At 70.3% G+C, this 22,881-nt stretch carries 20 protein-coding genes; 7 read left to right on the top strand and 13 right to left on the bottom strand.

Translation table 11 applies throughout. The features are described 5' to 3' along the window. Positions 1–42: 42 nt before the first annotated feature. The 6 genes from FF041_RS13875 to FF041_RS13850 form a co-directional block, all read right to left on the bottom strand. On the bottom strand, positions 43–1,434 hold the full coding sequence (locus FF041_RS13875; protein WP_153523131.1) for an FG-GAP repeat domain-containing protein: 1,392 nt from the start codon (positions 1,432–1,434) through the stop codon (positions 43–45). 37 nt (positions 1,435–1,471) lie between these two features. Continuing rightward, the gene (locus FF041_RS13870; RefSeq protein WP_153523130.1) at positions 1,472–2,860 is read right to left on the bottom strand and encodes an FG-GAP and VCBS repeat-containing protein; all 1,389 of its coding nucleotides are present in this window, start codon (positions 2,858–2,860) and stop codon (positions 1,472–1,474) included. A 65-nt stretch (positions 2,861–2,925) separates the two neighbouring features. Further along, positions 2,926–4,305: an FG-GAP repeat domain-containing protein gene (locus FF041_RS13865; RefSeq protein WP_153523129.1), complete on the bottom strand. Its 1,380-nt coding sequence runs from the start codon at positions 4,303–4,305 to the stop codon at positions 2,926–2,928. A gap of 120 nt (positions 4,306–4,425) precedes the next feature. Then, complete coding sequence (locus FF041_RS13860) at positions 4,426–5,808, bottom strand: FG-GAP and VCBS repeat-containing protein (protein ID WP_153523128.1); 1,383 nt, start codon at positions 5,806–5,808, stop codon at positions 4,426–4,428. A gap of 135 nt (positions 5,809–5,943) precedes the next feature. Then, complete coding sequence (locus FF041_RS13855; protein WP_153523127.1) at positions 5,944–6,192, bottom strand: DUF397 domain-containing protein; 249 nt, start codon at positions 6,190–6,192, stop codon at positions 5,944–5,946. Beyond that, on the bottom strand, positions 6,189–7,055 hold the full coding sequence (locus tag FF041_RS13850; RefSeq protein WP_153523126.1) for a helix-turn-helix domain-containing protein: 867 nt from the start codon (positions 7,053–7,055) through the stop codon (positions 6,189–6,191). Before FF041_RS13850 ends, FF041_RS13855 begins: the two co-directional genes overlap by 4 nt. 141 nt (positions 7,056–7,196) lie before the next feature. Between FF041_RS13850 and FF041_RS13845 the strand changes: the two genes are divergently transcribed. Genes FF041_RS13845 through FF041_RS13835 form a run of 3 tightly spaced genes read left to right on the top strand, consistent with a single transcriptional unit; the run spans position 7,197 to position 8,996 of the window. Continuing rightward, positions 7,197–7,625 (top strand): ATP-binding protein, encoded by a 429-nt coding sequence (locus FF041_RS13845; protein ID WP_153523125.1) that lies wholly within the window; start codon positions 7,197–7,199, stop codon positions 7,623–7,625. 41 nt (positions 7,626–7,666) lie between these two features. Continuing rightward, a complete protein-coding gene (locus FF041_RS13840; RefSeq protein WP_153523124.1) occupies positions 7,667–7,948 on the top strand; it encodes a hypothetical protein in 282 nt (93 codons plus the stop codon). Between the two features lie 40 nt (positions 7,949–7,988). Next, positions 7,989–8,996 carry an NAD(P)H-dependent glycerol-3-phosphate dehydrogenase gene (locus FF041_RS13835; RefSeq protein ID WP_153523123.1) on the top strand — a complete coding sequence of 336 codons (1,008 nt, stop codon included), beginning with the start codon at positions 7,989–7,991 and terminating at the stop codon, positions 8,994–8,996. A 290-nt stretch (positions 8,997–9,286) separates the two neighbouring features. Here the strand turns inward: FF041_RS13835 and FF041_RS13830 are convergent, their stop codons facing one another. The 7 genes from FF041_RS13830 to FF041_RS13800 form a co-directional block, all read right to left on the bottom strand. After that, positions 9,287–9,700 (bottom strand): DUF7919 family protein, encoded by a 414-nt coding sequence (locus tag FF041_RS13830; RefSeq protein WP_153523122.1) that lies wholly within the window; start codon positions 9,698–9,700, stop codon positions 9,287–9,289. 87 nt (positions 9,701–9,787) lie between these two features. Further along, positions 9,788–10,159, bottom strand: coding sequence for a DUF4279 domain-containing protein (locus FF041_RS13825; RefSeq protein WP_194292024.1), 372 nt, complete (start codon positions 10,157–10,159; stop codon positions 9,788–9,790). Positions 10,160–10,328: 169 nt separating this feature from the next. Continuing rightward, a complete protein-coding gene (locus FF041_RS13820; RefSeq protein WP_153523120.1) occupies positions 10,329–10,808 on the bottom strand; it encodes a hypothetical protein in 480 nt (159 codons plus the stop codon). A 112-nt stretch (positions 10,809–10,920) separates the two neighbouring features. Then, positions 10,921–11,058 carry a hypothetical protein gene (locus tag FF041_RS37855; RefSeq protein ID WP_194292023.1) on the bottom strand — a complete coding sequence of 46 codons (138 nt, stop codon included), beginning with the start codon at positions 11,056–11,058 and terminating at the stop codon, positions 10,921–10,923. A 241-nt stretch (positions 11,059–11,299) separates the two neighbouring features. Further along, positions 11,300–11,731 (bottom strand): hypothetical protein, encoded by a 432-nt coding sequence (locus tag FF041_RS13810; RefSeq protein ID WP_153523118.1) that lies wholly within the window; start codon positions 11,729–11,731, stop codon positions 11,300–11,302. A 22-nt stretch (positions 11,732–11,753) separates the two neighbouring features. Continuing rightward, on the bottom strand, positions 11,754–12,371 hold the full coding sequence (locus FF041_RS13805) for a DUF4279 domain-containing protein (RefSeq protein WP_194292022.1): 618 nt from the start codon (positions 12,369–12,371) through the stop codon (positions 11,754–11,756). Between the two features lie 196 nt (positions 12,372–12,567). Beyond that, positions 12,568–14,175, bottom strand: coding sequence for an MFS transporter (locus FF041_RS13800; protein WP_153523116.1), 1,608 nt, complete (start codon positions 14,173–14,175; stop codon positions 12,568–12,570). A gap of 171 nt (positions 14,176–14,346) precedes the next feature. On the opposite strand from FF041_RS13800, the gene FF041_RS13795 reads away from it, so the two are divergent. The 4 genes from FF041_RS13795 (at position 14,347) to FF041_RS13780 (ending at position 22,539) form a co-directional block, all read left to right on the top strand. Next, complete coding sequence (locus FF041_RS13795; protein ID WP_153523115.1) at positions 14,347–17,679, top strand: BTAD domain-containing putative transcriptional regulator; 3,333 nt, start codon at positions 14,347–14,349, stop codon at positions 17,677–17,679. A gap of 236 nt (positions 17,680–17,915) precedes the next feature. Next, positions 17,916–20,498, top strand: a complete 2,583-nt coding sequence (locus FF041_RS13790; protein WP_194292021.1) for a bifunctional FO biosynthesis protein CofGH — start codon at positions 17,916–17,918, stop codon at positions 20,496–20,498. Positions 20,499–20,647: 149 nt separating this feature from the next. Beyond that, a complete protein-coding gene (locus FF041_RS13785) occupies positions 20,648–21,211 on the top strand; it encodes a hypothetical protein (RefSeq protein ID WP_153486922.1) in 564 nt (187 codons plus the stop codon). 200 nt (positions 21,212–21,411) lie between these two features. Further along, on the top strand, positions 21,412–22,539 hold the full coding sequence (locus tag FF041_RS13780) for an ADP-ribosylglycohydrolase family protein (protein WP_323391844.1): 1,128 nt from the start codon (positions 21,412–21,414) through the stop codon (positions 22,537–22,539). Positions 22,540–22,881: the final 342 nt, after the last annotated feature.

Genomic DNA, 22,881 nt, shown 5'->3' with positions numbered 1-22,881 from the left:
TTGGATTCACCCACGTCGCTTCACCATCAGGGCATTTGAGTCCTACTGCGGGAAGGTGGCGGTGAGGTTCACCTTGCGGAGCTGCTTGACGGTGACCCCGCCCTTGCCGCCGCCGAGCAGGATTCCGTCGTACGTGCCGCGCTTGCTGTCGCCGGACATCAGCAGATCGGCGTATCCGTCGCGGTCGGTGTCGCGCAGCCGGACCTCGGAGCCGAACTTTGCGTACGCCCGGGCCTTGCCGGGGAATCCCTTGGTCTCACGGGTGAACCACTTCGACCCGGCGCCGGTCAGCCCCTTCTTCCCGCCGTGCAGCACATGCGCTCCGCCCGCCCGCTCCTCCCCGAGGGCCTCCCCGACGGCCTCCTCGGTGCCGACGGCGAGGTCCGGGTAGCCGTCGCGGTCGGTGTCGCCCGCCGAGAGCTGTGTGCCGAACCGGTCTCTGGGGTCCGCGACGGTGGCTATCCCGGCGGTGTCCTGGGTGATCCGGCGCGAGTCGGCCGGCCCGTTCTCCCCGCCGCGCAGTACGAGGACGGACCCGGAGTAATTCCGGTACGCGTAGTCGCTGAACGCGAGGTCGCCGTAGCCGTCCTTGTCGAAGTCCGCGACGACTCCGCTGGAGCCGTAGCCCACATAGGTGTTGGTGCGGTAGGGCACGGGCGTGCCGGGCTCGATGGCAGCGCCGCCCTTGAGGAACCAGGTGCTGGAGTTGCGCTTGCCGTCCGCCCAGCTGTCGCCGATGGCGTACAGATCGGTGGCCTTGTCCTTGGTGACTTCTCCGGCGACGAGGGTGTAGAACGAGCTCATCCCCCCGCTGGTGTGCGTAGTGATCCCGCCGGTGCCTCCGGCGGGGGTGAAGCCGCCCCGGTAGATGTGCAGGAACCGGTCGTCGGTGAGGGCGAGATCCGGCTTTCCGTCGCCGTCGAAGTCCCCGGCGGCGAGGTTCCCGCCGAACCGCACCCGCTTCTCCGCCGCGGCGGGGAGCTCGGTCGCCTGGGACCCGAGCCCGGACTTCGACCCCCAGACGATGACGACGAGCCCCCGGTCGGGGTCCTGCTGGTGCACCAGCTCCTCCTCGTCGGAGACGGCGAGGTCGGCGTATCCGTCGCCGTTGAAGTCGGCGCTCGCGAGATCGTCGCCGAAGACCTCGTCGTCGTCGCCGTCGTGCTCGCCGGGGATGCCGGGGCTGTCCTGGTTGAACCTGAACGTCTTGGTGCCGGGTCCGCTCTTGGTCCCGTAGGTCACGGTCACCGAGTTGTCGTCGGTCTTGATCGCGTAGTCGCGGTAGCCGTCGCCGTTGTAGTCGTCTGGGTGCTTGGCGGCCTTTGCGGGCTTGGCCGGGGCAGCGCTCACGCTTCCCGTCGTCAGACCGAGGAGCCCTCCGGCGAGGGAGACGGTGACGGCCGTCGCGAGGGCGGTACGGATGCTGGTGCGCAAAGTGGCGCTCCTTCTATGAGTGGTTGGGCGGTGCCGCCTACTGCTCGTACGTGGCGCGGAGGGGCACCTCGCGGAGCTTGGCCGTGGTGATGCCGCTCCGGCCGCCGTTGAGCAGGGTGCCGCCGCGCCTGTCCTTCACGGAGTCGCCGGACAGCAGCAGATCGGCGTCGCCGTCGCGGTCGAAGTCGTCGAGCCGGGTGTTGCCGCCGAACAAGGCACCTTCCTTGGCTTTGCCGGGGATGCCCTTGGTGTCGCGGGTGAACCACTCCGATCCGCTGCCGGTGAGCCCCTTCTTCCCGCCGTACAGGACATGTGCGCCGCCCGCCCTACGGAGTGTCCCCAGCGGCTCGTGGGTACCGATGGCGAGGTCCGCGTAGCCGTCGCGGTTGGTGTCGCCCGCCGAGAGGGAGCCGCCGAAGTAGTCGTAGGCGGTGGCGGTGGTGGCGACCCCGGGGGTGTCCTGGGTGATCCGGCGCGAGGTGGTCGGCCCGTTCTTGCCGCCGCGCAGGACATGGACGGCCCCGGCGAGTTCCTTGTACAACTTGTCGTTGTAGACGAGGTCGCCGTAGCCGTCCTTGTCGAAGTCCGCGACGACCGCGTCGGTCGTGAAGTAGTCCGTCTTGCTTCTGGGGTACAACTTGGGCTTGGCCGGCTTGATGGTGGAGCCGCCCTTCAGGAACCAGACGGCCAGGGTGGGGCGATTGCTTATGTAGCTCTCGCCGATGGCGTACAGATCGGTGATCTTGTCCTTGGTGACGTTCCCGGCGGCGAGCATCGGGAAGGGGAACCGGACGTCTTCCGGCGTAGTGAAGCTGTCGACCCTGCCGGTGGTGTTGGCAGGGGTGAAACCGCCCCGGTGGATATGGACGGACGTCCGGTCGGAGATGGCCAGGTCAGGTCTGCCGTCGCCGTTGAAGTCCCCGGTGGCGAGATCCACGCCGAAGCTCTGGTTCCGGAGGTAAGGCGTGGTGGACTCGATCGTGCTCGCCTTGGAGCCGAGCCCGGACTTCGACCCCCAGACGATGATGACCATGCCGTCCAAATCGGCTTCATCGACGATCGTCTCCTCCGGGTCGGAGACGGCGAGGTCGGCGTACCCGTCGCCGTTGAAGTCGGCGCTCGCCATGGTCCTGCCGAACGCGTCCTCTTCGAGAGCGGGCCCGTCGCCGGGGATGCCGGGGCTGGTCTGATCGAACCTGAACGTCCTGGTGCCGGGCCCGCTCCTGGTCCCGTAGGTCACGTCCACCCAGTGGCCGGCGCTGGCGGCGTAGTCGCGGTTCCCGTCGCCGTTGAAGTCGTACGCCTGGGCGGGCTTCGCCGGTACGGCGGCGGTCACTGTCCCCGTCGTCAGGCCGAGGAGTCCTCCGGTGAGGGAAATGGTGACGGCCGTCGCGAGGGCGGTACGGATGCTGATGCTGGTGCGCACGGTGCTCCTCCTGTACGGGGTGGGGTGGGCGGCGCCGGGGCTCGCGCTGCTGCCGCTGACGCTCACTACAGGAAGTCCCAGGGCGTGGGGACCTCGCGGATCCCCTTCGTGGTGATGCCCTGTGAACCACCGTTGAGCAGGGTGCTGGCCTGGCCGGACTTTCTGGCACCGTTCAGGAGGAGATCGGCGTCGCCGTCCCGGTCGAAGTCGTGCAGCTTCAGCCAGGTGCCGAAATTCTCGTACATAAGGGTCTTGCCGGGGATGCCCGGGGTGTCACGGGTGAACCACTGTGATCCGGTCCCGGTCAGCCCCTTCTTCCCGCCGCGCAGGACATGCGCTCCGCCCACCTGGCGGTTGTCGATCCGCTCGTTGGTGCCGACCGCGAGATCCGGGTAGCCGTCGCGGTTGGTGTCGCCCGCCGAGAACGAGTGGCCGAAACCCTCGTGGGGCTCGGCGGTCGTGGCGACCCCAGGAGTGTCCTGGTTGAGGCGGTAGGAGGTGGTGGGCCCGTTCTTACCGCCCCGCTGTACGCGGATGCCTCCCGCGTACTTCTTGTCAGGGTCGCCGACTACGAGGTCCCCGTAGCCGTCCTTGTCGAAGTCGGCGATGACCCCGCCGCCCGTCTCGAAATCCTTGGTGGGCTTGGCGGCCGTCCTGAGCTTGTCCGGCTTGATGGTGGAGCCGCCTTTGAAGAACCAGTTGCGCTGGATGCCGCTGCTGCCGAGGTCGACGACGCCGATGGCGTACAGATCGGTGGATTTGTCCTTGGTGACCCGTCCGGCGGCGAGTCCGCCGGGCTCGAAATGACTGTCGGCCGGCGGGGTGAACGTGCTGACTTCTCCGGTGCTGCCGGAGGGGGTGAAGCCGCCCCGGTGGATGTAGACGGACCGGTTGTCGGTGATGGCGAGATCGGGCTTTCCGTCGCCGCTGAAGTCGCCGGTCGCGAGGCCGATGCCGAAGTTCTGGTTCCTGGTGGGCGGCGGGGCGTCGACCACGGTGGCCTTGGATCCGAGTCCGGTCTCCGAGCCCCAGACGATGATGACCATGCCCTGTTCCGTATCCGTCGTGCCGATCCGCTCCCAGGGGTCGCTGACGACGAGGTCGGCGTATCCGTCGCCGTTGAGGTCGGCGCTCGCGAGAGTCGCGCCGAAGCCCTCTGTGTCGTGATGACGTACGCCGGGTATGCCGGGGCTGTCCTGGTCGAACGTGAACGTCTTGGTGCCGGGACCCTTCGCGGTTCCGTAGGTCACCGTCACCTGCTTGATGGTGTTCTCGCGGACGTAGTCGGGGTGTCCGTCGCCGTTGAAGTCGGTGGCGTACTTGGCGGGCTTGGCCGCCTTCGCCGGTGCGGCGGCGGTCGCCGCCCCCGTCGTCAGGCCGAGGAGCCCTCCGGTGAGGGAGACGGCGACGGCCGTCGCGAGGGCGGTACGGAGGGTGGTGCGCAAAGCGGTGCTCCTGAAAAAGGGTATGGCGGCGATCGCCGGGGCGGTCTGTTGCCCCGGCGATGGCTGCGGTTCGGATGGAAGTCGGCGCTTACCGAATACGGTGCTTACCGAATGCGGCGCTTACTGGGGCCACATCGCGGTCACCGCGATGTCCCGGGCGCCCTTGGTGCCGATGCCGTTCTTGCCGCCGGGCAGCAGCAGGCTCGTGCTGTCGGTCCCGGAGACGACGAGGTCGGCGTCGCGGTCGCTGTCGATGTCGCGCAGCCGCGTGAACTGGCCGAAAGAGCCCCACGCACTGGCCTTGCCGGGCACCCCGGCGGTGTCGCGGGTGAACCACTTCGACCCGGCCCCGGTCAGCCCCTTCTCGCCGCCGCGCAGGATGTGCACGCCCCCGGCGTACTTCTTCCCGCTGACCTTCTCCCCGGGCGCGCTCGCGGCGAGGTCCGGATAGCCGTCGCGGTCGGTGTCACCGGCGGAGACCGTGGTGCCGAAGCCGTCTCCCGAGGTCGCGGTGGTGGCGACCCCTGCGGTGTTCTGGGTGACGCGGTACGAGGTGCTCGGCCCGCTCGCCCCGCCGCGTAGCACGACGACGGCGCCCTCGCCCCGGTTGTACCCGCCGTCGTTGATCGCGAGGTCGCCGTAGCCGTTCTTGTCGAAGTCCGCGATGACGCCCCGAGGCCCGTAGTTGTGCTCGGGACCGGTGTACGTGACGACCTTCCCGGAGGCGACCTTGGAGCCGCCCTTCAGGAACCAGGCGACGTTGGAGGACTTCTGCCCCGTGAAGCTCAGACCGAGGGCGTACAGATCGGTGGTCTTGTCCTTGGTGACGTTCCCGGCGACGAGATGGACGGGGACGGTACGGTCGCCCCCGTCCGCGCCGGGCCGGTGCCGGGTGACGGCCCCGGTGGAGCCGGTCTTCGAGGAGAAACCGCCCCGGTAGACGTGGACCGAGTCCCGGTCGCCGACGGCGAGATCGGGCTTCTTGTCGCCGTTGAAGTCCCCGGCGGCGAGGGACAGCCCGAAGCCCTGCCCCTCCTTGGGGTCCTTCAGCGGGAGCCGGGTCGCCTTGGACCCGAGCCCGGACTTCGACCCCCAGACGATGGTGACCGCGCCCTGGTTCGCCCGCCCGCCGACCGTCTCGCTGGAGTCGCCCACGGCGAGATCGCCGTAGCCGTCCTGGTTGAAGTCGGCGCTGGCCAGCGACTGGCCGAACTGCTCGGGCTCTTCCCCGACGCTTCCGGGGATGCCGGGGCTGTTCTGGTCGATACGAGTCTTCTTGGTGCCTGGCCCGCCGCTGACGCCGTAGGTCACGAGGAAGCCGGGGGTCTGGGACACCACGTAGTCGCGGAAGCCGTCGCCGTTGTAGTCGTCGGCGTACTGGACGTACTTGACGGGCGCGGCGGCGGTGGCCGTACCGGCGGCGGTGAGGGAGAGCAGACCGCAGGTCAGGGCGGTGGCGGTGGCTGTCGCGATGGCGAGACGGTTGTGAGTGCGTATGGACAAGGGAACCTCCTGCGGGCGGCACGGTGGCGCCTCAACGGCAATGGCAAGACCGCTCGCAGGGGGTGAGGGTTGTACGGCTGTGCGAAAAGACCGCGCCGACACCCGGTGATAGGCGTCGGCGCGGGGTGCCGCTGGTCAGCGGGGGGTGTGGGTACGGGCGTAGGGGAGGAAGGCGGCCCAGGCGGCGGCGGGGAGGTCGAGCCGGCCGTCGTCGGGCTGCTTGGAGTCGCGTACGTGGACGGTGGTGGCGCAGGAGGCGACCTGGACGCAGTTGCCGCCCGCGCCGCTGCTGTAACTGGACGTACGCCAGGAGAGGGCGACTTCAAGGCATTCGCCGCCCTCACCGTCGCTGTAACTGCTCTTGAACCAGTGAAGGCTGTTCATTGTTCTCCCAGCAACTTCTTAATCAGGGACAAGGATTGGGCGGGCCTCAGGGCCCGCGATCGCATAATCCCATAGCGCTCACTGAAGATGCGGACCTCTTCCTGCTCGGTGATCAGTTTGGGGTAACCGTGGGCTTCGAGATAGGCCACCTGCCGCCGCCCCTTGGGAGTCAGCAGTGTGAACGCGCCGTCCAGGCAGGCGTGGTCCGCACAGCTGATGGGCACCACCTGAAGCACGACGTTGCGCAGTTGCCCGACCTCCAACAGCCTCCGCAGCTGCTGCTTGTACACCTCGGGCCCCCCGATGGGCCGGTGGAGCAGGGCCTCCTCCAGCAGAAAAGTGAAGGTGCGGGCGGGCCATTTCTCCAGAATCTCCTGTCGGGCCATGCGATCGGCGACCCGCTTTTCGATGATCTCCTCGCTCAGCAGGGGCCGCCAGTTGGTGAAGAGGGCCCGCGCGTACTCCTCGGTCTGGAGCAGCCCCGGCACGGAGTGAACGCCGTAGTCGTGCAGCGCTACGGCGGTGGCCTCCGCATCGGCGAACGCCCGGAACCAGTCCGGATGCCGCTTACGGGCCTGGGCGAGGGCCTTCTCGACGTCGTCCATGGCGACCTTGAGGATTCCGCCGGCGTCGAGGGCGTCGTCGACCCGCTCCAGAAAGTCCGGTTGTGTCGCCCGTACGCCTCGCTCGATCGAGGAGATGAGATCTTCACTGTTGTTGACGGCCTCGCCCAGCGCCTTCTGGCTCATTCCGCACTTGGTGCGGAGCAGCTTGACCTGTTGCCTGAGGGTGTTGAAGAGAAAGGCCGTCCCGTCGAGCTCGATGGGAAGCTCGGGACGCCGTTCCTCGCCCGCGTCTGACATATCCGTACCGCCTTCGCATGCGCGCCTGTTCGGGGCACGGCCGAGGACCCGTACAACGCAGCTGGTGTACCCCGTACCCGTACCGAGAGTCGTGGTGTCGCGACTGTCGGGCAGTATGCGACGGAGGCCAGGCTCTATGGCATGAAAACGGAAACACCCACCCCCACGGTTGAATTCGTACAGCGTTTCTCGGCCACCCGGAAGGCGGCCGTCCAGTCCCGGCTGCTGGCCCTCCACACCCTCGACGCATGGGGCCTGCCCCGCACCTGCCCCACCTCGGAGTCCGCCGCCCAGATCATCGCCGAACTCGCCGCGAACGCCGTCACCCACGCCCGCCTCCCCGGCCGCGACTTCGAGCTCCGCCTCACCCTGACCCCGGAGACCCTCCGCATCGAGGTCTCCGACGCCCTCACCGAGTCCACCCCGCCCCCGACCCCCGCCGCCCCCTCCCCCGACGCCGAATCGGGCCGCGGCCTCTTCCTGGTCGACGCCCTCTCCTCCGCCTGGGGCACCAGGCCCCGCGAGATCGGCAAAACCGTCTGGGCGGATCTCCCCCTCCTCCCTCAGTGACCCCCGCCCGGGGCCTCCTCCGCGTATCCGCTATCACGCTGGTGATCCAGGGCTTCGGCTCCCCCCTCACCGAAGCCCTCTGCAACACCCCCCTCGGCCTCACCACCCTCACCCACCACCTCGCCCTCCCCTGGTGGACCCCCCTCCTGGCGGGCTGGGCGGGCACCACCCTCCTCCTGATATCCCTCCCCCCCCGCGCGCTCGGCCTTCCGGAGGGCACGGGCGTTGTCGCCCAGGCTGGGAGAGAGGCTGAGCGGGATGTTCCTGTGGGCGATCCGCGCCATGCCCGAGGCGGAGAGGGCGAGCTGGATAGGGTCGCCTGAAGTCCATCGCTTGAAGGGACTTGATGGGGAGAGGGGCAGGATGAACCGGGTTGCGGTGCTGTCGGCCGGGTCGTGGGGCACGGCGTTCGCGGCGGTGCTCGCCGACGCGGGCAACGAGGTCGTCATCCACGGCCGCAGGCGCGAGATCGTGGATGCGATCAACATCCGCCACGAGAACCCCGCCTATCTGCCGGACATCACCCTGCCTCGGTCGCTGCGGGCCACCACCGATGTCGCTGAGGCCGTGGCGGGAGCGGATCACCTGGTGGTGTCGATCCCGGCGCAGTCGCTGCGGGACAACCTCACCGCGTGGGCGCCGTTGATCAACCCCCGTACCGTGGTCGTCAGCCTGATGAAGGGCATCGAGACGCACACCGGACTGCGGATGAGCGAAGTCATCACCGAGGTGACCGGGGTTCCGGCTGACCGGGTCGCAGTGGTCTCCGGCCCGAACCTCGCCCGGGAGGTCGCCGCCCGCCGGCCCGCCGCGTCGGTGATCGCCTGCCGTGACGAGACCACGGCCAAAGCGCTTCAGGACGCCTGCGTCACCCCGTACTTCCGTCCCTACACCAACGCGGACGTGGTCGGCTGCGAACTGGGGGGCGCGGTGAAGAACGTCATCGCCCTCGCCATCGGACTCGCCGCCGGGATGGGCCTGGGCGACAACGCCCGCGCCCTGCTGATGACCCGTGGCCTGGCGGAGACCGCCCGGCTCGGCGCGGTGCTGGGCGCCGACCCGCTCACCTTCTCCGGCCTGGCCGGAGTGGGCGACCTCATCGCCACCTGCATGTCACCGCTCTCCCGCAACCGTACCTTCGGCGAACACCTGGGCCAGGGCCTGACCGTGCCCGAGGCGAGCGCCGCGACCCGCCAGACCGCAGAGGGCGTCAAGTCGTCCCAGTCCATCCTGGAGCTCGCGCGTCGGCACGGGGTGGAGATGCCCATCACCGAAGTGGTCGTCTCCGTCGTCAACGGCACGGCCACCGTCGCCGAGGCGGCCGGCCTCCTGATGACCAGAACACCCAAGCCCGAGCGATACGGCGTCTGACCCGCCTTCCGGACCGACTCCAGCTCCAGGCATTGCCTCCTCAAGCCTTGATGTCCGCTGCCTTCCCGGGCGTCGGCCATATCTCAACCAGATACTCCTCCGCCCCCTTCCGCCCCTATCGTCGTCGCCTCCGCCAAGCCGCTCCAGACCGTCCGGGAAACCGCCGTCCGCACCGCGCGCTCGCCGACCGTCTGGTGCGGCTGCTGGAGCTGGGCGATCTGTCAGCCCGCCGTAATGGCGGCAAGCCGCTCCACATCGGGATGGTCGAACCAGCAGAGTCGCTGGAACGCTCACGATGTTGCTTTACCTTTGAGTACTGCGTCGATGAAGGACGCCGGAGGTAGGTAGTGATGATCTTCGATGTAATGAAAGATAAGGTTGGGTGCGATCAGGATTAGGCCGCTGTCCAGCGTCAGTCGAATTTCCGCGGAACCGAGAACGGTCTTCCTCCCGTCGCGTTCGATCGAATACGGATAAGAGAGGCGTCCAGATTCATGACGCAGTGAGCATGAGTGCCACCCTCGCGTGCGTCCGCTTGGGTGATTTTGAATCAGTCGAAGAAGCTGCTCCCGCATAAGCTCTGAAGTTTCTCCGACAGGGAATTCAATGCCATTTTCCAGCCAGCCGATGTTCAGAGATTCTGTGCCGTTTGGAATATCGTCTGTGAGATATTCGTAAGGGGTCAGATCTGTGTAATATGTCATGGTCGCTCCGCGATGGTGATCGCCAATGACGTGTAGACATCCGTCCAGTACTCGGGGGAATTCATACGAGGCTCCGGCGGTGGTGTCTCATCGGTCGCTCAGGCTCTGAGAGAGCCTGAGCGGGATGTTCAAGCGGGCGATTCGGGCTATGTCCGAGGCGGAGAAGGCGAGCTGGGAGTCGTGGTCCGCATAGCCCCAGACGGTGAGCATGACGGTGTGCCCCTCCGACCTCAGGGACGCGAGAGCCTCGGTGCGGCTCTCCGCTGCGCTGAGGACGTGGTCGAGCTGCTCGGAGAAGATCCGGGTGATCCGGTTGTCGCACTCAAGGCTCCATCGGCCATCGGTGTCACCGGGAATCCAGCGGTCCACCCCCGGAGGCCCTGAAGAGGTGGGTTGCAGGCAGAGACGCTCGGTGACCCGGTCCGGGTAGAGGTCGGGGCCCTTGATGACCAGTGCCACATGCGGCAGCGTCCATGTTTCGCCCGGCCGGGCTTTTTTATTCATCGCTCCCCCTCTGCTTGGCGTACGGGCTCCGGCCGGTATCGGTACATCTGCCTCATGTTCTTTCGGATAGCCCAAGGGGGCGCTGGTCGCCGACCTCGGCGGCGTACAGGTGGTTCCTGATGCCTCATGGAGTGACGGCGTCTGCCGCCTTGCCGACTGCCGGCCATATCTGGGCCAGGTACTCTTCCGCGCCTTTCCGGCCCTGCTGGTGTGGCGAGCCCGCCTTCGATTTCCCCTTTGTCCAGAACCAGACGCGCACGGAGTAGTCGCCGGCCCCGTACGGGAGATCGACGCATGAAGCACCCGCTGTCCGCTCCGAGATCACGATCACGCCGGTTGGACACGCCAGAGTCATCTCCCTGTGCCCGTTCCAGGCTCCATCAGGGGCAGACGAAGGCTCCTCGCCCCAGGCGTCGATGGTCAGCCGAACACGGCCCTGGTCCTGGAGGCAGCTGACACAGATCTCGTACCCGTCGCCGGCCACGGTCTGCTCAATGGCGGCGCGCAGGATGTCCGAGTCGCTTGCCTCGTAGTCCGCATCGTAGAGATCGAACCCGCCGTCGACCAAGACGAGTTTCTGTCGATCCAGAATCCGTTGCGGCATCGCTGCTCCTCAAGCGGCATGTGCTTCCGTGGAACGTTCATGTGCTCTGGATATTCTGACCTCTGATGATGGCGAGCACAGCTGGAGCGGTAATCTCCGGCCTGCTCCAGGGTCAGCTGGCGCTGACGCCGTGCTCGGGCCATACGTCCGTCTCGCCGTAGAGGGAATTGATCTTCCGTGACGCCTTGAGGAAGGCGTAGTTGATATTTCCGTCTACGGGGAGGGATCTACGGGTTCCGGTGTTCATCATGAGGCGGCACGTCTCTTCGCTGCCGTCGAAGCCGAAAAGATACTCGACCGACTCCGGTGATTCGGAGATCTTTCGAAAATAGACGAGTGACGCCACTGCCGTTCACCTTCCAGGACTTCACGCATGTGCAGTCGTCGGGGGCCGGGGGATTCCAGCGCCACCGAACCTGATGAGCGCGTTCATCTCTCCCTCACCCACCGCTGCTGACCGGGTAACCCTCGAACCCCCATTGGCCGCCGCCTCAGTCGTCGAGCCAGGCCATCGGGTCCTCTTGAGGTCTGCCCAGAGCGGTGAGCGTGGTGAACGAGACCGGGAGGCCGAGCGTTGCCAGCAGGCTCGCGGCTTCGGGAGTCATGTACAGCGCGGCGCGCGACTCGACCGTTCCCGCGATGGCCACCTGAATCGCGTAGCCCGCTTCCCGGAGCCGCTGGACGCCGTCGAGGCGAGGGGCGACCTGGGAGACAAGGGCCGCGATCTGGCCGTCCAGATCCTGTGCCAGCTGCTCATCGAAGGTGAAGGCCCACCAGCCCGGCCCCGTGGTGACGAACGGCCCAGGCGCGTCGGACGGGACGCCGGATAGCCCAAGGGAATCGTTCACGAAGTCGATGTCCATATCGGCATTGGTGATCGCCAACGACGTGTAGACATCGGTCCAGTACTCGGGGGAATTCAAGCGAGGCTCCAGCGGTGGTGTCTCATCGGTCGCTCAGGCTCTGAGAGAGGCTGAGCGGGACGTTCAAGCGGGCGATTCGCGCCATGTCCGAGGCGGAGAAGGCGAGCTGGGAGTCGTGGTCCACGTAGCCCCAGACGGTGAGCGCGACGGTGTACCCCTCCGACCTCAGGGACGCGAGAGCCTCGGTGCGGCTCTCCACTGCGCTGAGGACATGGTCGAGCTGCTCGGAGAAGATCCGGGTGGTGCGGTCGTCGCACTCGAAATACCATCGGCCATCGGTGTCACCGGGAAACCAGCGGTTCACCCCGGGGAGCCTTGAGGAGGTGGGCTCCAGGCCGAGACGCTCCGTGATCCTGTCCGGGACGAGGTCGGCTCCTTTGATGATCAGTGCCACTTCCGGCAGCGTCCATGTTGCGTCCGTACGCCGGAACTCCCCCAGCCGTACGGCGAACTCACGCCGGCCGATCACCACCCGCTCCTCGGGCGAGAGCTCGGGCGGCATGGGCTCGGGCGGTGCCGCCCCGGGTTCCATCGACGGGCCCGGGGCGGCGGGACCCTGCCCCACGGGCTCCATATCGATGAGTTCCGTCAGTCGTGACGGCCGCCCGGACTCCCGAGCGCCACCCCCGTTCTCCGTCATGCCCGCCATCGTGGCACGGCCCACGGACAACGCGGCTGCTTCGGGCCCATCGGAATCCCGGCATAACGTTTGCGCGCGGCGCGCGGACGTGCGGGCAGGGCACGTAGGGGCGCGGCCCTGCACCCCGCGCCATCACGTGCCCTGCCACCGGCCCACGGCCGACACCCCGCGAAGGGGATTCCCCTCCCGAAATCGCCTAGCGGCCCTGGGCGGGCCGGAGCGTGCCCTCGGGGGCGGCCTCCTCGCCGCCCTCGGGAGCTTCGTGGGCTCCGTGTGCTCCGCCGTCGCCGCCGACCTTGCGCAGTGCGGTCGTCGCGAGTACCGCGGTGACGGCGGCGAGCGCGGCGCAGACGACGGCGACGGTGTTCAGCCCGCTGGTGTACGCCTCCCGGGCGGCCGTCAGGACCTGGTCGCCGAGAGCGCCCTGGAGCTTGTCGGCTTCGGCGACGGCGCCTTCGATGCCGGCCCGGACGGTGTCGGCGGCATCCCCCGACAGTCCGTCGGGCACCGCGATCCTGCTCTGGTAGAGCGCGCCGCCGAGGCTGCCGAGCGCCGCGAGGCCGAAGGCGACGCCGAACTGGCCGCTGGTCTCGGAGACCGAGGCGGCGGAGCCGCCCTTCTCCGGCGGGGCGGAGCTGACCACCAGGTTGGTGCCGAGCGCGCCGATGGGACCGGTGCCGAGGAAGGCGATCACAAAGCCCGCGACGAGCAGCGGCAGCCCGCCGACCGGGTCGACGAAGGCGAGGAGCAGATAGCCGATGGTGGTGACGCCGAGACCGCCGCCGATGACGACGCCCATGGGCAGCCGCTTGACCAGCGTCGGGGCGAGGGTCGCGGCGACGAGGGAGGCGATCGCCGACGGCACCATCCACAGACCGGCTTCGACGGGGGAGAGCCCCTCGACCATCTGGAGATAGCCGGTGATGAAGAGGTAGCTGCCGCCCATGGTGGCCATGGCGAACATCAGGATGAGCAGCGAGGCCGTGAAAGCGCCGCGCTTGAAGAGGCTGAGGTCCATCAGCGGGTGTTCCAGCGTGCGCTGGCGGCGGGCGAACAGCGCGCCGAAGACCAGCCCGGCCACGATCGCGAGGACACGGGCCGGCTCCCAGCCCTCGCGGGCGATCTCCTTGAGGCCGTAGATGACCGGCAGGATCGCGGCGAGCGAGAGCGCCACACTGATCAGGTCGATCCGGCCGCCGTTCGGGTCGCGGTACTCGGGCAGCACGAACGGCGCCGAGACCAGCAGGATCAGCATCACCGGGACGCCGAGCAGGAAGACCGAGCCCCACCACCAGTACTCCAGCAGCACACCGCCGGCCACGGGGCCGAGCGCGGTGCCGCCCATGAAGCAGCTGGCCCAGACGGCGATGGCCCGGCCGCGCTGGCGCGCGTCCTGGAACATGTTGCTGATCAGGGCCAGCGTGGACGGCATCAGGGTGGCGGCGGCGACACCGAGCAGGGCGCGGGTGACGATCAGCATCTCGGCGCTGGTGGAGAAGGCGGCCAGCAGCGAGGCGACGCCGACGACAGACGCGCCGATCATCAGCAGCTTGCGGCGGCCGATCCGGTCGCCGAGGGTGCCCATCGTCACGAGGAAGCCGGCGCACAGGAACCCGTAGACATCCATGATCCACAGGGTCTGGGTGCCCGTGGGGTTCAGCGACTCCGCGAGATGCGGCAGGGCCAGGAACAGCACGCTCTGGTCGAGAGCGAGCAGCAGGGTGGGCAGGGCCAGTACGGCGAGCCCGGCCCATTCCCGGGCGCCGGCCTTGGGCGGCGCGACCTTGGGGACGGTCGATGACATGGGGTTCCTTCTCTCGGTCGCTGCGGAGCCCCACCGTGCGCCCGTGCGCTCACGGGCCGCTCTCGGTCTGCTCTCGGTCGCCCCCCAGGCTGTTCGCGATCGCTACCGGGCTGTTCGCGATGGCCCGGTATCGGCCATGGCGCGGTTCCTCGCGTGGGTTAGCGTGATCACATGCGTTTCGGGGTGCTCGGTCCATTGGGCGTGTGGACAGCGGACGGACGGCCGGTGAGGGTCCCGGAGCTCAAGGTCCGCGCTCTGCTCACCTGTCTTCTGGCGCACCAGGGACGCCCGGTCTCCGCGGACCGGCTGATCGACGACCTGTGGGGCGCGAAGCTGCCGGGCAATCCGGCCGGGGTGCTCCAGAACAAGGTCTGGCAGCTGCGCCGCGCCCTGGAGGCCGCCGAGCCCGGCGGCCGGGACCTGGTCGTCTCGCTCACCCCGCTCGGCTACCGGCTGCGTACCGGCTCCGACGCGGTGGACGCGGACCGGTTCCACGAACTGACCGCCCGGGCGCGGGCCGCCGGGGACCCCCGGGAACGCGCGGCGCTGCTCGCCGACGCGCTGGCGGTGTGGCGGGGGCCCGCCTTCGCGGACTTCGCGGACGAGGAGTTCGTCCGCGCCGCCGCCGCCCGGCTGGAGGAGCAGCGGCTGACCGCGCTGGAGGAGCAGGCCGAGGCCCGGCTGGAGCTGGGGGAACACGCCCTGGTCGCCGACGACCTGGGCGATCTGGTCGCCCTGCACCCGCTGCGCGAGCGGCTGCGTACCGCGCATGTACGGGCGCTCTATCTCGCGGGCCGCCAGAGCGCGGCCCTGAGCAGCTACGCCGAGCTGCGGGAGCGGCTCGCCGATCAGCTGGGGCTCGATCCGAGTCCCGAACTGGCCGCGCTGCACCAGGCGATCCTCACCCAGGACCCGGCGCTGACCGCCGTTCCCTCGCCGTCGACCACGGCGGCCCGGCCGCCGTCGAACGTACCGAGCGCGCTGACGGAGCTGATCGGCCGGGGCGAGGCGGTCGCCGGGCTGCGCGCGGCGCTCGACGCCCACCGGCTGGTGACGCTGACCGGGCCCGGCGGGGTCGGCAAGACCCGGCTGGCCCTGGCGGTCGCCGCTCAGGCGGCCCCGGCCTTCCCCGGCGGGGTCCGGCTGGCCGAGCTCGCCGCGCTGGACCCGTCGCCCGGCCCGCTCAGTCCCTCACCCAGCCCGAGGGACACCGAGGTACGGGAGCTGGTCGCCGCGCTGCTCGGGGTACGGGACGACATCTCCCCGCTGCCCTCCTCCGCAGCAGGCCCGCCGACCCTGACCGACCGGGTGGTGCAGGCGCTGGGCGACCAGCCGACGCTGCTGGTCCTCGACAACTGCGAGCATGTCGTCGCGCCCGTCGCCGAACTGGTGGAGCGGCTGCTCAAGTCGGCGCCCCGGCTACGGGTGCTGGCGACGAGCCAGATCCCGTTGGGGGTCGCGGGCGAGCGGCTCAGCGAGGTGGAGCCGCTGGACCGGCCGGGCGCGGTCGAGCTGTTCGCGGCGCGCGCGTCGGCCGCCGCCCCCCACTTCGTCCTCGACGAGTCCAACGCGGAGGCGGTCGCGGCGATCTGCCGCAGGCTGGACGGCATTCCGCTGGCGGTGGAGATGGCCGCGACCCGGGTACGGGTGCTGGGCGTGGCCGAGCTGGCGGCCCGGCTGGACGACCGCTTCCATCTGCTGGCCTCCGGGGTGCGCGGCGCCCCGGCCCGGCAGCGGACCCTGCGGGCGGTCATCGACTGGAGCTGGGACCTCCTCGGCGATCAGGAGCGCGCCGTGCTGCGGCGTCTCGCGGTGCACGCCGACGGCTGCACCCTCGCCGCCGCCGAGGAGATCTGCCCCGCCGGGGACCTGAACCGGGCGGAGGTGCTCGATCTGCTGGCGCGGCTGGTGGAGGGCTCCCTGGTGGTGGTCGCCGACACGGCGGACGGGCCGCGCTACCGGCTGCTGGAGTCGGTCACCGCGTACTGCGTCGAGCGGCTGCGGGAGAACGGCGAGCTGACCGGGCTCCAACTGCGGCACCAGGACTACTACACAGGGCTGGCCGAGCGGGCCGAACCGCATCTGCGGGGCCACGGCCAGCGGCAGTGGCTGCGCCGGCTGGACGCGGAGAACGCGAATCTGCGCACCGCCCTGGAGAGCGCCGTACGGGCCGGGGACGCGGAGCGCGCGCTGCGGCTGGTGAACGCGCTCAGCTGGTACTGGCAGCTGCGGGGCCGCAACAGCGAGGCCGAGCGCTCGCTGGCCCAGGCGCTCTCGGTGCCCGCCCCCGCCCCGGCGGACCCGGCGGCACACGCCGCCCGGGTCGCCAAGGCCACGGCCTGGCTCGGCGGGGTGCGCCTCGCGCTCGGCGGCAGCGCGGACCCGCTGTCCGAGTACCGGGCGGCGCTGCGGCCGTACGGGGAGTACGGGGAGTACGGGGAGTACGAGAAGGTCGACGACCCGGGCGGGCGGGCGCGGGCGCAGTGGTTCCTGGGCTCCAATCTGTACGGTATCGCCGATCTGTCGCCGAGTGAGGAGCTGGTGGCCCGCGCGCTGGCCGCTTTCCGTTCGCTGGGCGATGAGTGGGGCACGGCGGCGGCGCTGGCCAGCCGGGCCTTCCAGGCGAAGCTGCGGGGCGACTTCGACGCGGTGCGCCGGCACGGCGAGCAGAGCCTGGAGATCTTCCGCGAACTGGGCGACCAGTGGGGGCAGCTGCGGGCGATGGTGCCGTTGCAGACGCGGGCGGAGGTGGTCGGCGACTATCCGCACGCGGGGCGGCTGCTGCGGGACGGGCTGCGGATGGCGGAGGAGCTGGAGCTCTGGCCCGAGGTGTCGTTCCAGCTCGCCGGGCTGGGCCGGATCACGCTGCTGACCGGGGATCTGCCGCAGGCCCGGGAGTACCACGAGCGGGCCCGGCGGCTCGCCGTCGAGCAGTCCGACACCTTCGGCGAGCTGTTCGCCGAGATCGGGCTCGGGATGGGGGCCCGCCGGGAGGGCGATCTGGAGGCGGCGGAGGCCCATATGGTCCATGTCCTCGCACTGCACCGGCAGATGGGGTACGAGCCGGGGATGCCGGCGCTGGTCCTCGCCGAGCTGGGCTTCATCGCCGAGGCGCGGGGGCAGGTGGAGCGGGCCCTGGAGCTACAGCTGGACGGGCTGGCCACCGCGCGGGCCGCCGGCGACCCACGGGCGCTCGCGCTGGCGCTGGAGGGGCTGGCCGGCGCCCGGCTGCTGTCCGGCCACCCGGCTCACGCGGCCCGTCTGCTCGGGGCGGCGACGACGGCCCGCGCCTCGGTGGGGGTGCCGCTGCCGCTGGGCGAACGCGGCGATGTGGACCGTATCTCCACCCGGGCCCGGCGCGAACTGGGCGAGTCCGCCTACGGGACCGAGTTCACCCGGGGCACCACCCTCACCCCCGCCGCCTGCGCGGAACCTCCTGCCGCCTGTGCGGAACCTCCTGCCACCTGCGCGGAGCCCCCTGCCCCCGCATCCGCATCCGCCTGACAGTGAGGACCAGGCGGTGATGGCGTTGCGCCTCAGCGCGCCATATGCCGATCCAGCTCACGCGCGCGCTCCCGCAGCCCGTCCGCCCAGCCAGGCCCCTCCACGGCCCCGGGCGTCCCGGGCATCCCGAACGGGTACGGGAGTCGGAGATCGCGGAGTTCCCCGCCCGGCCCCCACGCCCTCTCACCCCCGACGCCCTCTCACCCCGCCCACGGTCGGCTCGTATGCTCGGCTTCATGACGGATCACGAGCCCGCACGCCCCACCGAGAACGCCATGCGCCGCGCCCTGAAGCGAGCCAGGGACGGGGTTGCCCTCGATGTCACCGAGGCCGCTGTGCTGCTGCAAGCGCGGGGGAGTGATCTGGAGGACCTCTGCGCCTCGGCCGCCCGCGTACGGGACGCCGGCCTGGAGGCCGCGGGGCGGCCCGGAGTGATCACGTACTCGAAGAGCGTGTTCATCCCGCTCACCCGGCTCTGCCGGGACAAATGCCACTACTGCACCTTCGCCACCGTCCCCGGCAAGCTCCGCCGCGCGGGCCATGGAATGTTCATGTCGCCCGACGAGGTCCTCGACATCGCCCGGCGCGGCGCGGAGCTCGGCTGCAAGGAAGCCCTCATCACCCTCGGCGACAAGCCGGAGGACCGCTGGCCCGAGGCCCGGGAGTGGCTGGAGGCGGAGGGGTACGACGACACCATCGCGTACGTCCGCGCCATGTCGATCCGCATCCTGGAGGAGACCGGGCTGCTGCCCCATCTCAACCCCGGCGTCATGAGCTGGACCGACTTCCAGCGGCTCAAGCCCGTCGCGCCCTCCATGGGCATGATGCTGGAGACCACCGCCACCCGGCTGTGGAGCGAGCCCGGCGGCCCCCACCACGGCTCGCCCGACAAGGAGCCGGCCGTACGGCTGCGGGTGCTGGAGGACGCGGGCCGCAGCTCCGTGCCGTTCACCAGCGGGCTGCTCATCGGCATCGGCGAGACCTACGAGGAGCGCGCCGACTCGCTCTTCGCGCTGCGCCGAGTCTCCCGCGCCTACCACGGCATCCAGGAACTGATCATGCAGAACTTCCGCGCCAAGCCGGACACGGCGATGCGCGGAATGCCCGACGCCGAACTGGACGAGCTGGTCGCCACGATCGCCGTCGCCCGGCACATCATGGGCCCCGCCGCCTGCCTCCAGGCCCCGCCAAACCTGGTGGACGCCGAGTACGCGCGGCTCATCGGCGCGGGCATCGACGACTGGGGCGGCGTCTCCCCGCTCACCCCCGACCATGTCAACCCCGAGCGCCCCTGGCCCCGGATCGACGAGCTGGCCCGGCACTCGGCCGCCGCCGGATTCCGGCTGGAGGAACGCCTCTGCGTCTACCCGGAGTTCGTCCAGCGCGGCGAGCCCTGGCTGGACCCCCGGCTGCTGCCCCATGTGCGGGCGCTCGCCGACCTGGAGACCGGACTCGCCGACTCCGGGGCGATCCCGGCCGGGCTGCCCTGGCAGGAGCCGGACGAGGGCTTCACCGCCGCCGGACGCACCGATCTGCACCGGACCATCGACACCGAGGGCCGCACCCACGACCGCCGGGACGACTTCGACGCCGTGTACGGGGACTGGGAGGCCCTGCGGGAGGCCGCCGCGCCCGGCATGGTGCCGCAGCGCATCGACACCGATGTCCGGCAGGCGCTGAGGCAGGCCGCCGACGACCCCACCCGGCTCACCGACGACGAGGCCCTCGCCCTGCTGCACGCGGACGGCCCCGCGCTCGACGCCCTCACCCGCATCGCCGACGAGCTGCGCCGGGACGTGGTCGGCGACGAGGTCACCTACGTCGTCACACGGAACATCAACTTCACCAACGTCTGCTACACCGGCTGCCGCTTCTGCGCCTTCGCCCAGCGGCGTACGGACGCCGACGCGTACACCCTCTCCCTCGACCAGGTCGCCGACCGCGCGGCGCAGGCGTGGGACGTGGGCGCGGTCGAGGTCTGCATGCAGGGAGGCATTCACCCCGATCTGCCCGGTACGGCGTACTTCGACATCGTCCGCGCGGTCAAGGAACGCGTCCCCGGCATGCATGTGCACGCCTTCTCGCCGATGGAGGTCGTCAACGGCGCGTCCCGGACGGGGATGTCCATCCGGGAGTGGCTGACGGCCGCCAAGGAGGCCGGGCTCGACTCCATCCCCGGGACCGCCGCCGAGATCCTCGACGACGAGGTCCGCTGGATCCTCACCAAGGGCAAGCTGCCCGCCGCGACCTGGATCGAGGTCGTCAGCACCGCCCATGAGCTGGGCCTGCGCTCGTCGTCGACCATGATGTACGGACATGTCGACCAGCCCCGGCACTGGCTCGGCCACTTCCGTACGCTCGCCCGCGTCCAGCAGGAGACCGGCGGATTCACGGAGTTCGTCACTCTTCCGTTCATCCACACCAACGCGCCCGTCTACCTCGCGGGGATCGCCCGCCCCGGCCCCACCGTCCGGGACAACCGGGCCGTCACCGCGATGGCCCGGCTGCTGCTCCACCCCCACATCACCAATATCCAGACGAGCTGGGTGAAATTGGGCGCGGAGGGTGCGGCCGAGATGCTCCGCTCCGGGGCCAACGATCTCGGCGGCACCCTGATGGAGGAGACGATCTCCCGTATGGCGGGCTCCCGCTACGGCTCGTACCGCTCCATCAAGGACCTGATCGGCATCGCCGAGCTGGCGGGACGGCCGGCCAGGGCGCGGACGACGCTGTACGGGGAGGTCCCGGAGGAGCGGATGCGTACGGCGCGGGGGTCGGACGGGCAGCTGCCCGAGCTGCTGCCGCTGGTGAACGAGTGAGCCGGGCATGGGCGGAGCCCTTGCGCGGCTTGGGCCCCCGGACCCGGCGGCCCAAGGGCTCCGCCCGGTTCCTCCAGCACATCAGCCGATAAGCTGCATGCCGTCATGGCCCCCGCCGGGGGCGGGAAGAGCTGAGGAGACACTGCTCGATGGCCCGACAGATCTCGTCCGCGGCGCTGGTGACCGGTCTCACCTCCGCGGCGCTCGTCGGCGTTCTGCTGCTCGCGGTCCAGGCCGGCCAGTCCGCCCCGCAGAACGCCGTCGCGCGCAAGCCCGCCGCGGGCGCCAGCCCCTCGGCGTCCGACCAGAAGGGCAAGAACCCGGCCAAGCCTCCCGCCGTCCCCGAGAACTCGGGAGTGGGCAAGCGCGTCGTGTACTCGCTGGGCCAGGACCGCGCCTGGCTGGTGGACGCCGCCGGTAAGCAGCTCAGCACCTTCACCGTCTGGCCGGGCAATGTGGAGCCCGCGCTCGGCACGCACAGCGTCTCCAGGCGTACCCCGGCCATCACCGGCACCGACGGTGTCTCGGTGGAGAACGTGATCTACTTCACCGGCTCGGGGAATGTGCCCATCGCCTTCTCCGCCGCGGTCGACGGCTCCTCTCCCAAGCCGATACCGGGCAAGCAGATCGGGGCGATACGGGTGCGCACCGACGACGGAAAGCGGCTCTGGGACTTCACGGTCGTGGGGAGCTCCGTCGTCGTGGTCCGCTGACAGAGGCGGGTTCGCCGACCTCGCACACCTTTCCCACAGACTCTCCCAGCCGTCTCCCCATCCCCGCCGGTCCCGCGCGCATCGGCCGGACCGGTTCCCGCCCGTTCGATTACAGTGCTGCCCCGGCAGGGGTTCAGAGGGTCGCACCGGGCACCACAGCAGCATCCACGTCCGCAACGACGTCCAGGGAGGGGCGCGCGGTGAGCGCAGCAGCCACAGCCGTCTGGGGGCGAGCCGAGCAGCAGGACTTCCGGGCGCGGGTGCGCGGCGCGCTCCTCGGCTCGGCCATCGGCGACGCGCTCGGCGCGGGGATCGCCGGGCTCACACTGGCGGGGATACAGGCGGCGCACGGCGAGGACGGCCTCACCGATCTCGTACCGGCGTACGGCCGCCGCGGCGCGGTCACCGCCGCGACCCAGCTGACCCTCTTCACCGTGGACGGACTGATACGCGCCCAGGTCCGCAGGGACACCGGGGCCTGGCATCCGCCGACCGATGTGCACCGCGCCTATCTGCGCTGGGCCGCGACCCAGCACGACTGGGGACCCGACGAGCGCCGCAAGGACGACGGGTGGCTCGCCCGCGAGGAGTGGCTCTACACCCGGCGCGACCCTCCGAAGGCCAGCCTCATGGGGCTGGGGGACCCGCACATGGGCACGCTGGAGGCCCCGAAGAACCCCACCGCCCGGGACGCGGGCGCGCTCGTCCGGTCGGCCCCGTTCGGGCTGCTCGTCGGGTGGGAGCCGCAGCTGGTGTGCCAGCTCGCCGTGGAGTGCGCGGCACAGACCCACGGCCATCCGACCGCGTATCTCTCGGCGGGCGCGTTCGCCGTCATCGTGCACGGTCTGGCACGCGGTGAGGCCCTGGAGCCCTCCGTGGGGCGCGCTCTCACCCTGGTGGGCACCCGGCCGGGACACCAGCCGGTCACCGACGCGCTGACGGCGGCGCTCGGGGCCGTACGGCAGGGGGCGCCGGGCCCTGAGCGCGTCACGCGGCTGAGCGCCGCCGACCCGGCGGGGCACCACGCGGAGGGGGTGCTCGCCGCCGCGGTCTACTCGGCGCTCGTCAGCGAGGACATCCGCCATGGACTGCGCCTCGCGGTCAACCACGACGGCCCCTCGGCGGCGACCGGCTCGGTGACGGGCGCGCTCCTCGGCGCACTGCACGGGGAGACCGCGCTGCCGCCCGCCTGGCTCTCCGAACTGGAGGGCCGCCCGACCCTGCTGGAGCTGGCGGACGACTTCGCGATGGAGATGACCCAGGGCCCAGCCCTCCACACCCCCACCACCGCCTCCCCCGGCTGGCTGACCCGCTACCCACGCGCCTGACCGGGGGGCCGCTCTCCAGCGGCTGGGCCCGCTTCGTACGGCCGGGATCGGCGGCGGCGGATCTGGATCTTGTGTGCGAGCCGCCCTGCCGGGCGCGGGCCCTTGTCGGGGGCCAGCCCCCGAACCCCCGCTCCTCAAACTCCCCCAGACTTCGTCCGGGGGGACCCCCAAGGGGCTGATTTTGGCCCCCGGACGGGCTGGGTTTGCCGGGGTTGCCCAGCACCCGGGATAAGCGGCGGTCGAGTCTCACGAGAGGGGTCCGCGCTCCCCGGCACAGGGGATAGACTGGCGGGCGGTTGGGGTCTCAGGGGAGGGGGCCGCGCAGGGGTGGTGCCGGGACGT

The sequence above is a fragment of the Streptomyces jumonjinensis genome (assembly GCF_009600885.1).
GTDB classification, from domain to species: domain Bacteria; phylum Actinomycetota; class Actinomycetes; order Streptomycetales; family Streptomycetaceae; genus Streptomyces; species Streptomyces jumonjinensis.
Note: the sequence above shows the minus strand (reverse complement) of the source record. Positions and strands in the feature narration are given on the sequence as shown.

What these genes read in the sequence shown, in the direction of transcription:
- FF041_RS13855 (WP_153523127.1), bottom strand. Translation starts at nt 6,192, where the DNA reads ATGAACAGCCTTCACTGGTTCAAGAGCAGTTACAGCGACGGTGAGGGC.
- FF041_RS13850 (WP_153523126.1), bottom strand. Translation starts at nt 7,055, where the DNA reads ATGTCAGACGCGGGCGAGGAACGGCGTCCCGAGCTTCCCATCGAGCTC.
- FF041_RS13845 (WP_153523125.1), top strand. Translation starts at nt 7,197, where the DNA reads ATGAAAACGGAAACACCCACCCCCACGGTTGAATTCGTACAGCGTTTC.
- FF041_RS13835 (WP_153523123.1), top strand. Translation starts at nt 7,989, where the DNA reads ATGAACCGGGTTGCGGTGCTGTCGGCCGGGTCGTGGGGCACGGCGTTC.
- FF041_RS13830 (WP_153523122.1), bottom strand. Translation starts at nt 9,700, where the DNA reads ATGACATATTACACAGATCTGACCCCTTACGAATATCTCACAGACGAT.
- FF041_RS13820 (WP_153523120.1), bottom strand. Translation starts at nt 10,808, where the DNA reads ATGCCGCAACGGATTCTGGATCGACAGAAACTCGTCTTGGTCGACGGC.
- FF041_RS37855 (WP_194292023.1), bottom strand. Translation starts at nt 11,058, where the DNA reads ATGATGAACACCGGAACCCGTAGATCCCTCCCCGTAGACGGAAATATC.
- FF041_RS13805 (WP_194292022.1), bottom strand. Translation starts at nt 12,371, where the DNA reads ATGACGGAGAACGGGGGTGGCGCTCGGGAGTCCGGGCGGCCGTCACGA.
- FF041_RS13800 (WP_153523116.1), bottom strand. Translation starts at nt 14,175, where the DNA reads ATGTCATCGACCGTCCCCAAGGTCGCGCCGCCCAAGGCCGGCGCCCGG.
- FF041_RS13795 (WP_153523115.1), top strand. Translation starts at nt 14,347, where the DNA reads ATGCGTTTCGGGGTGCTCGGTCCATTGGGCGTGTGGACAGCGGACGGA.
- FF041_RS13790 (WP_194292021.1), top strand. Translation starts at nt 17,916, where the DNA reads ATGACGGATCACGAGCCCGCACGCCCCACCGAGAACGCCATGCGCCGC.
- FF041_RS13785 (WP_153486922.1), top strand. Translation starts at nt 20,648, where the DNA reads ATGGCCCGACAGATCTCGTCCGCGGCGCTGGTGACCGGTCTCACCTCC.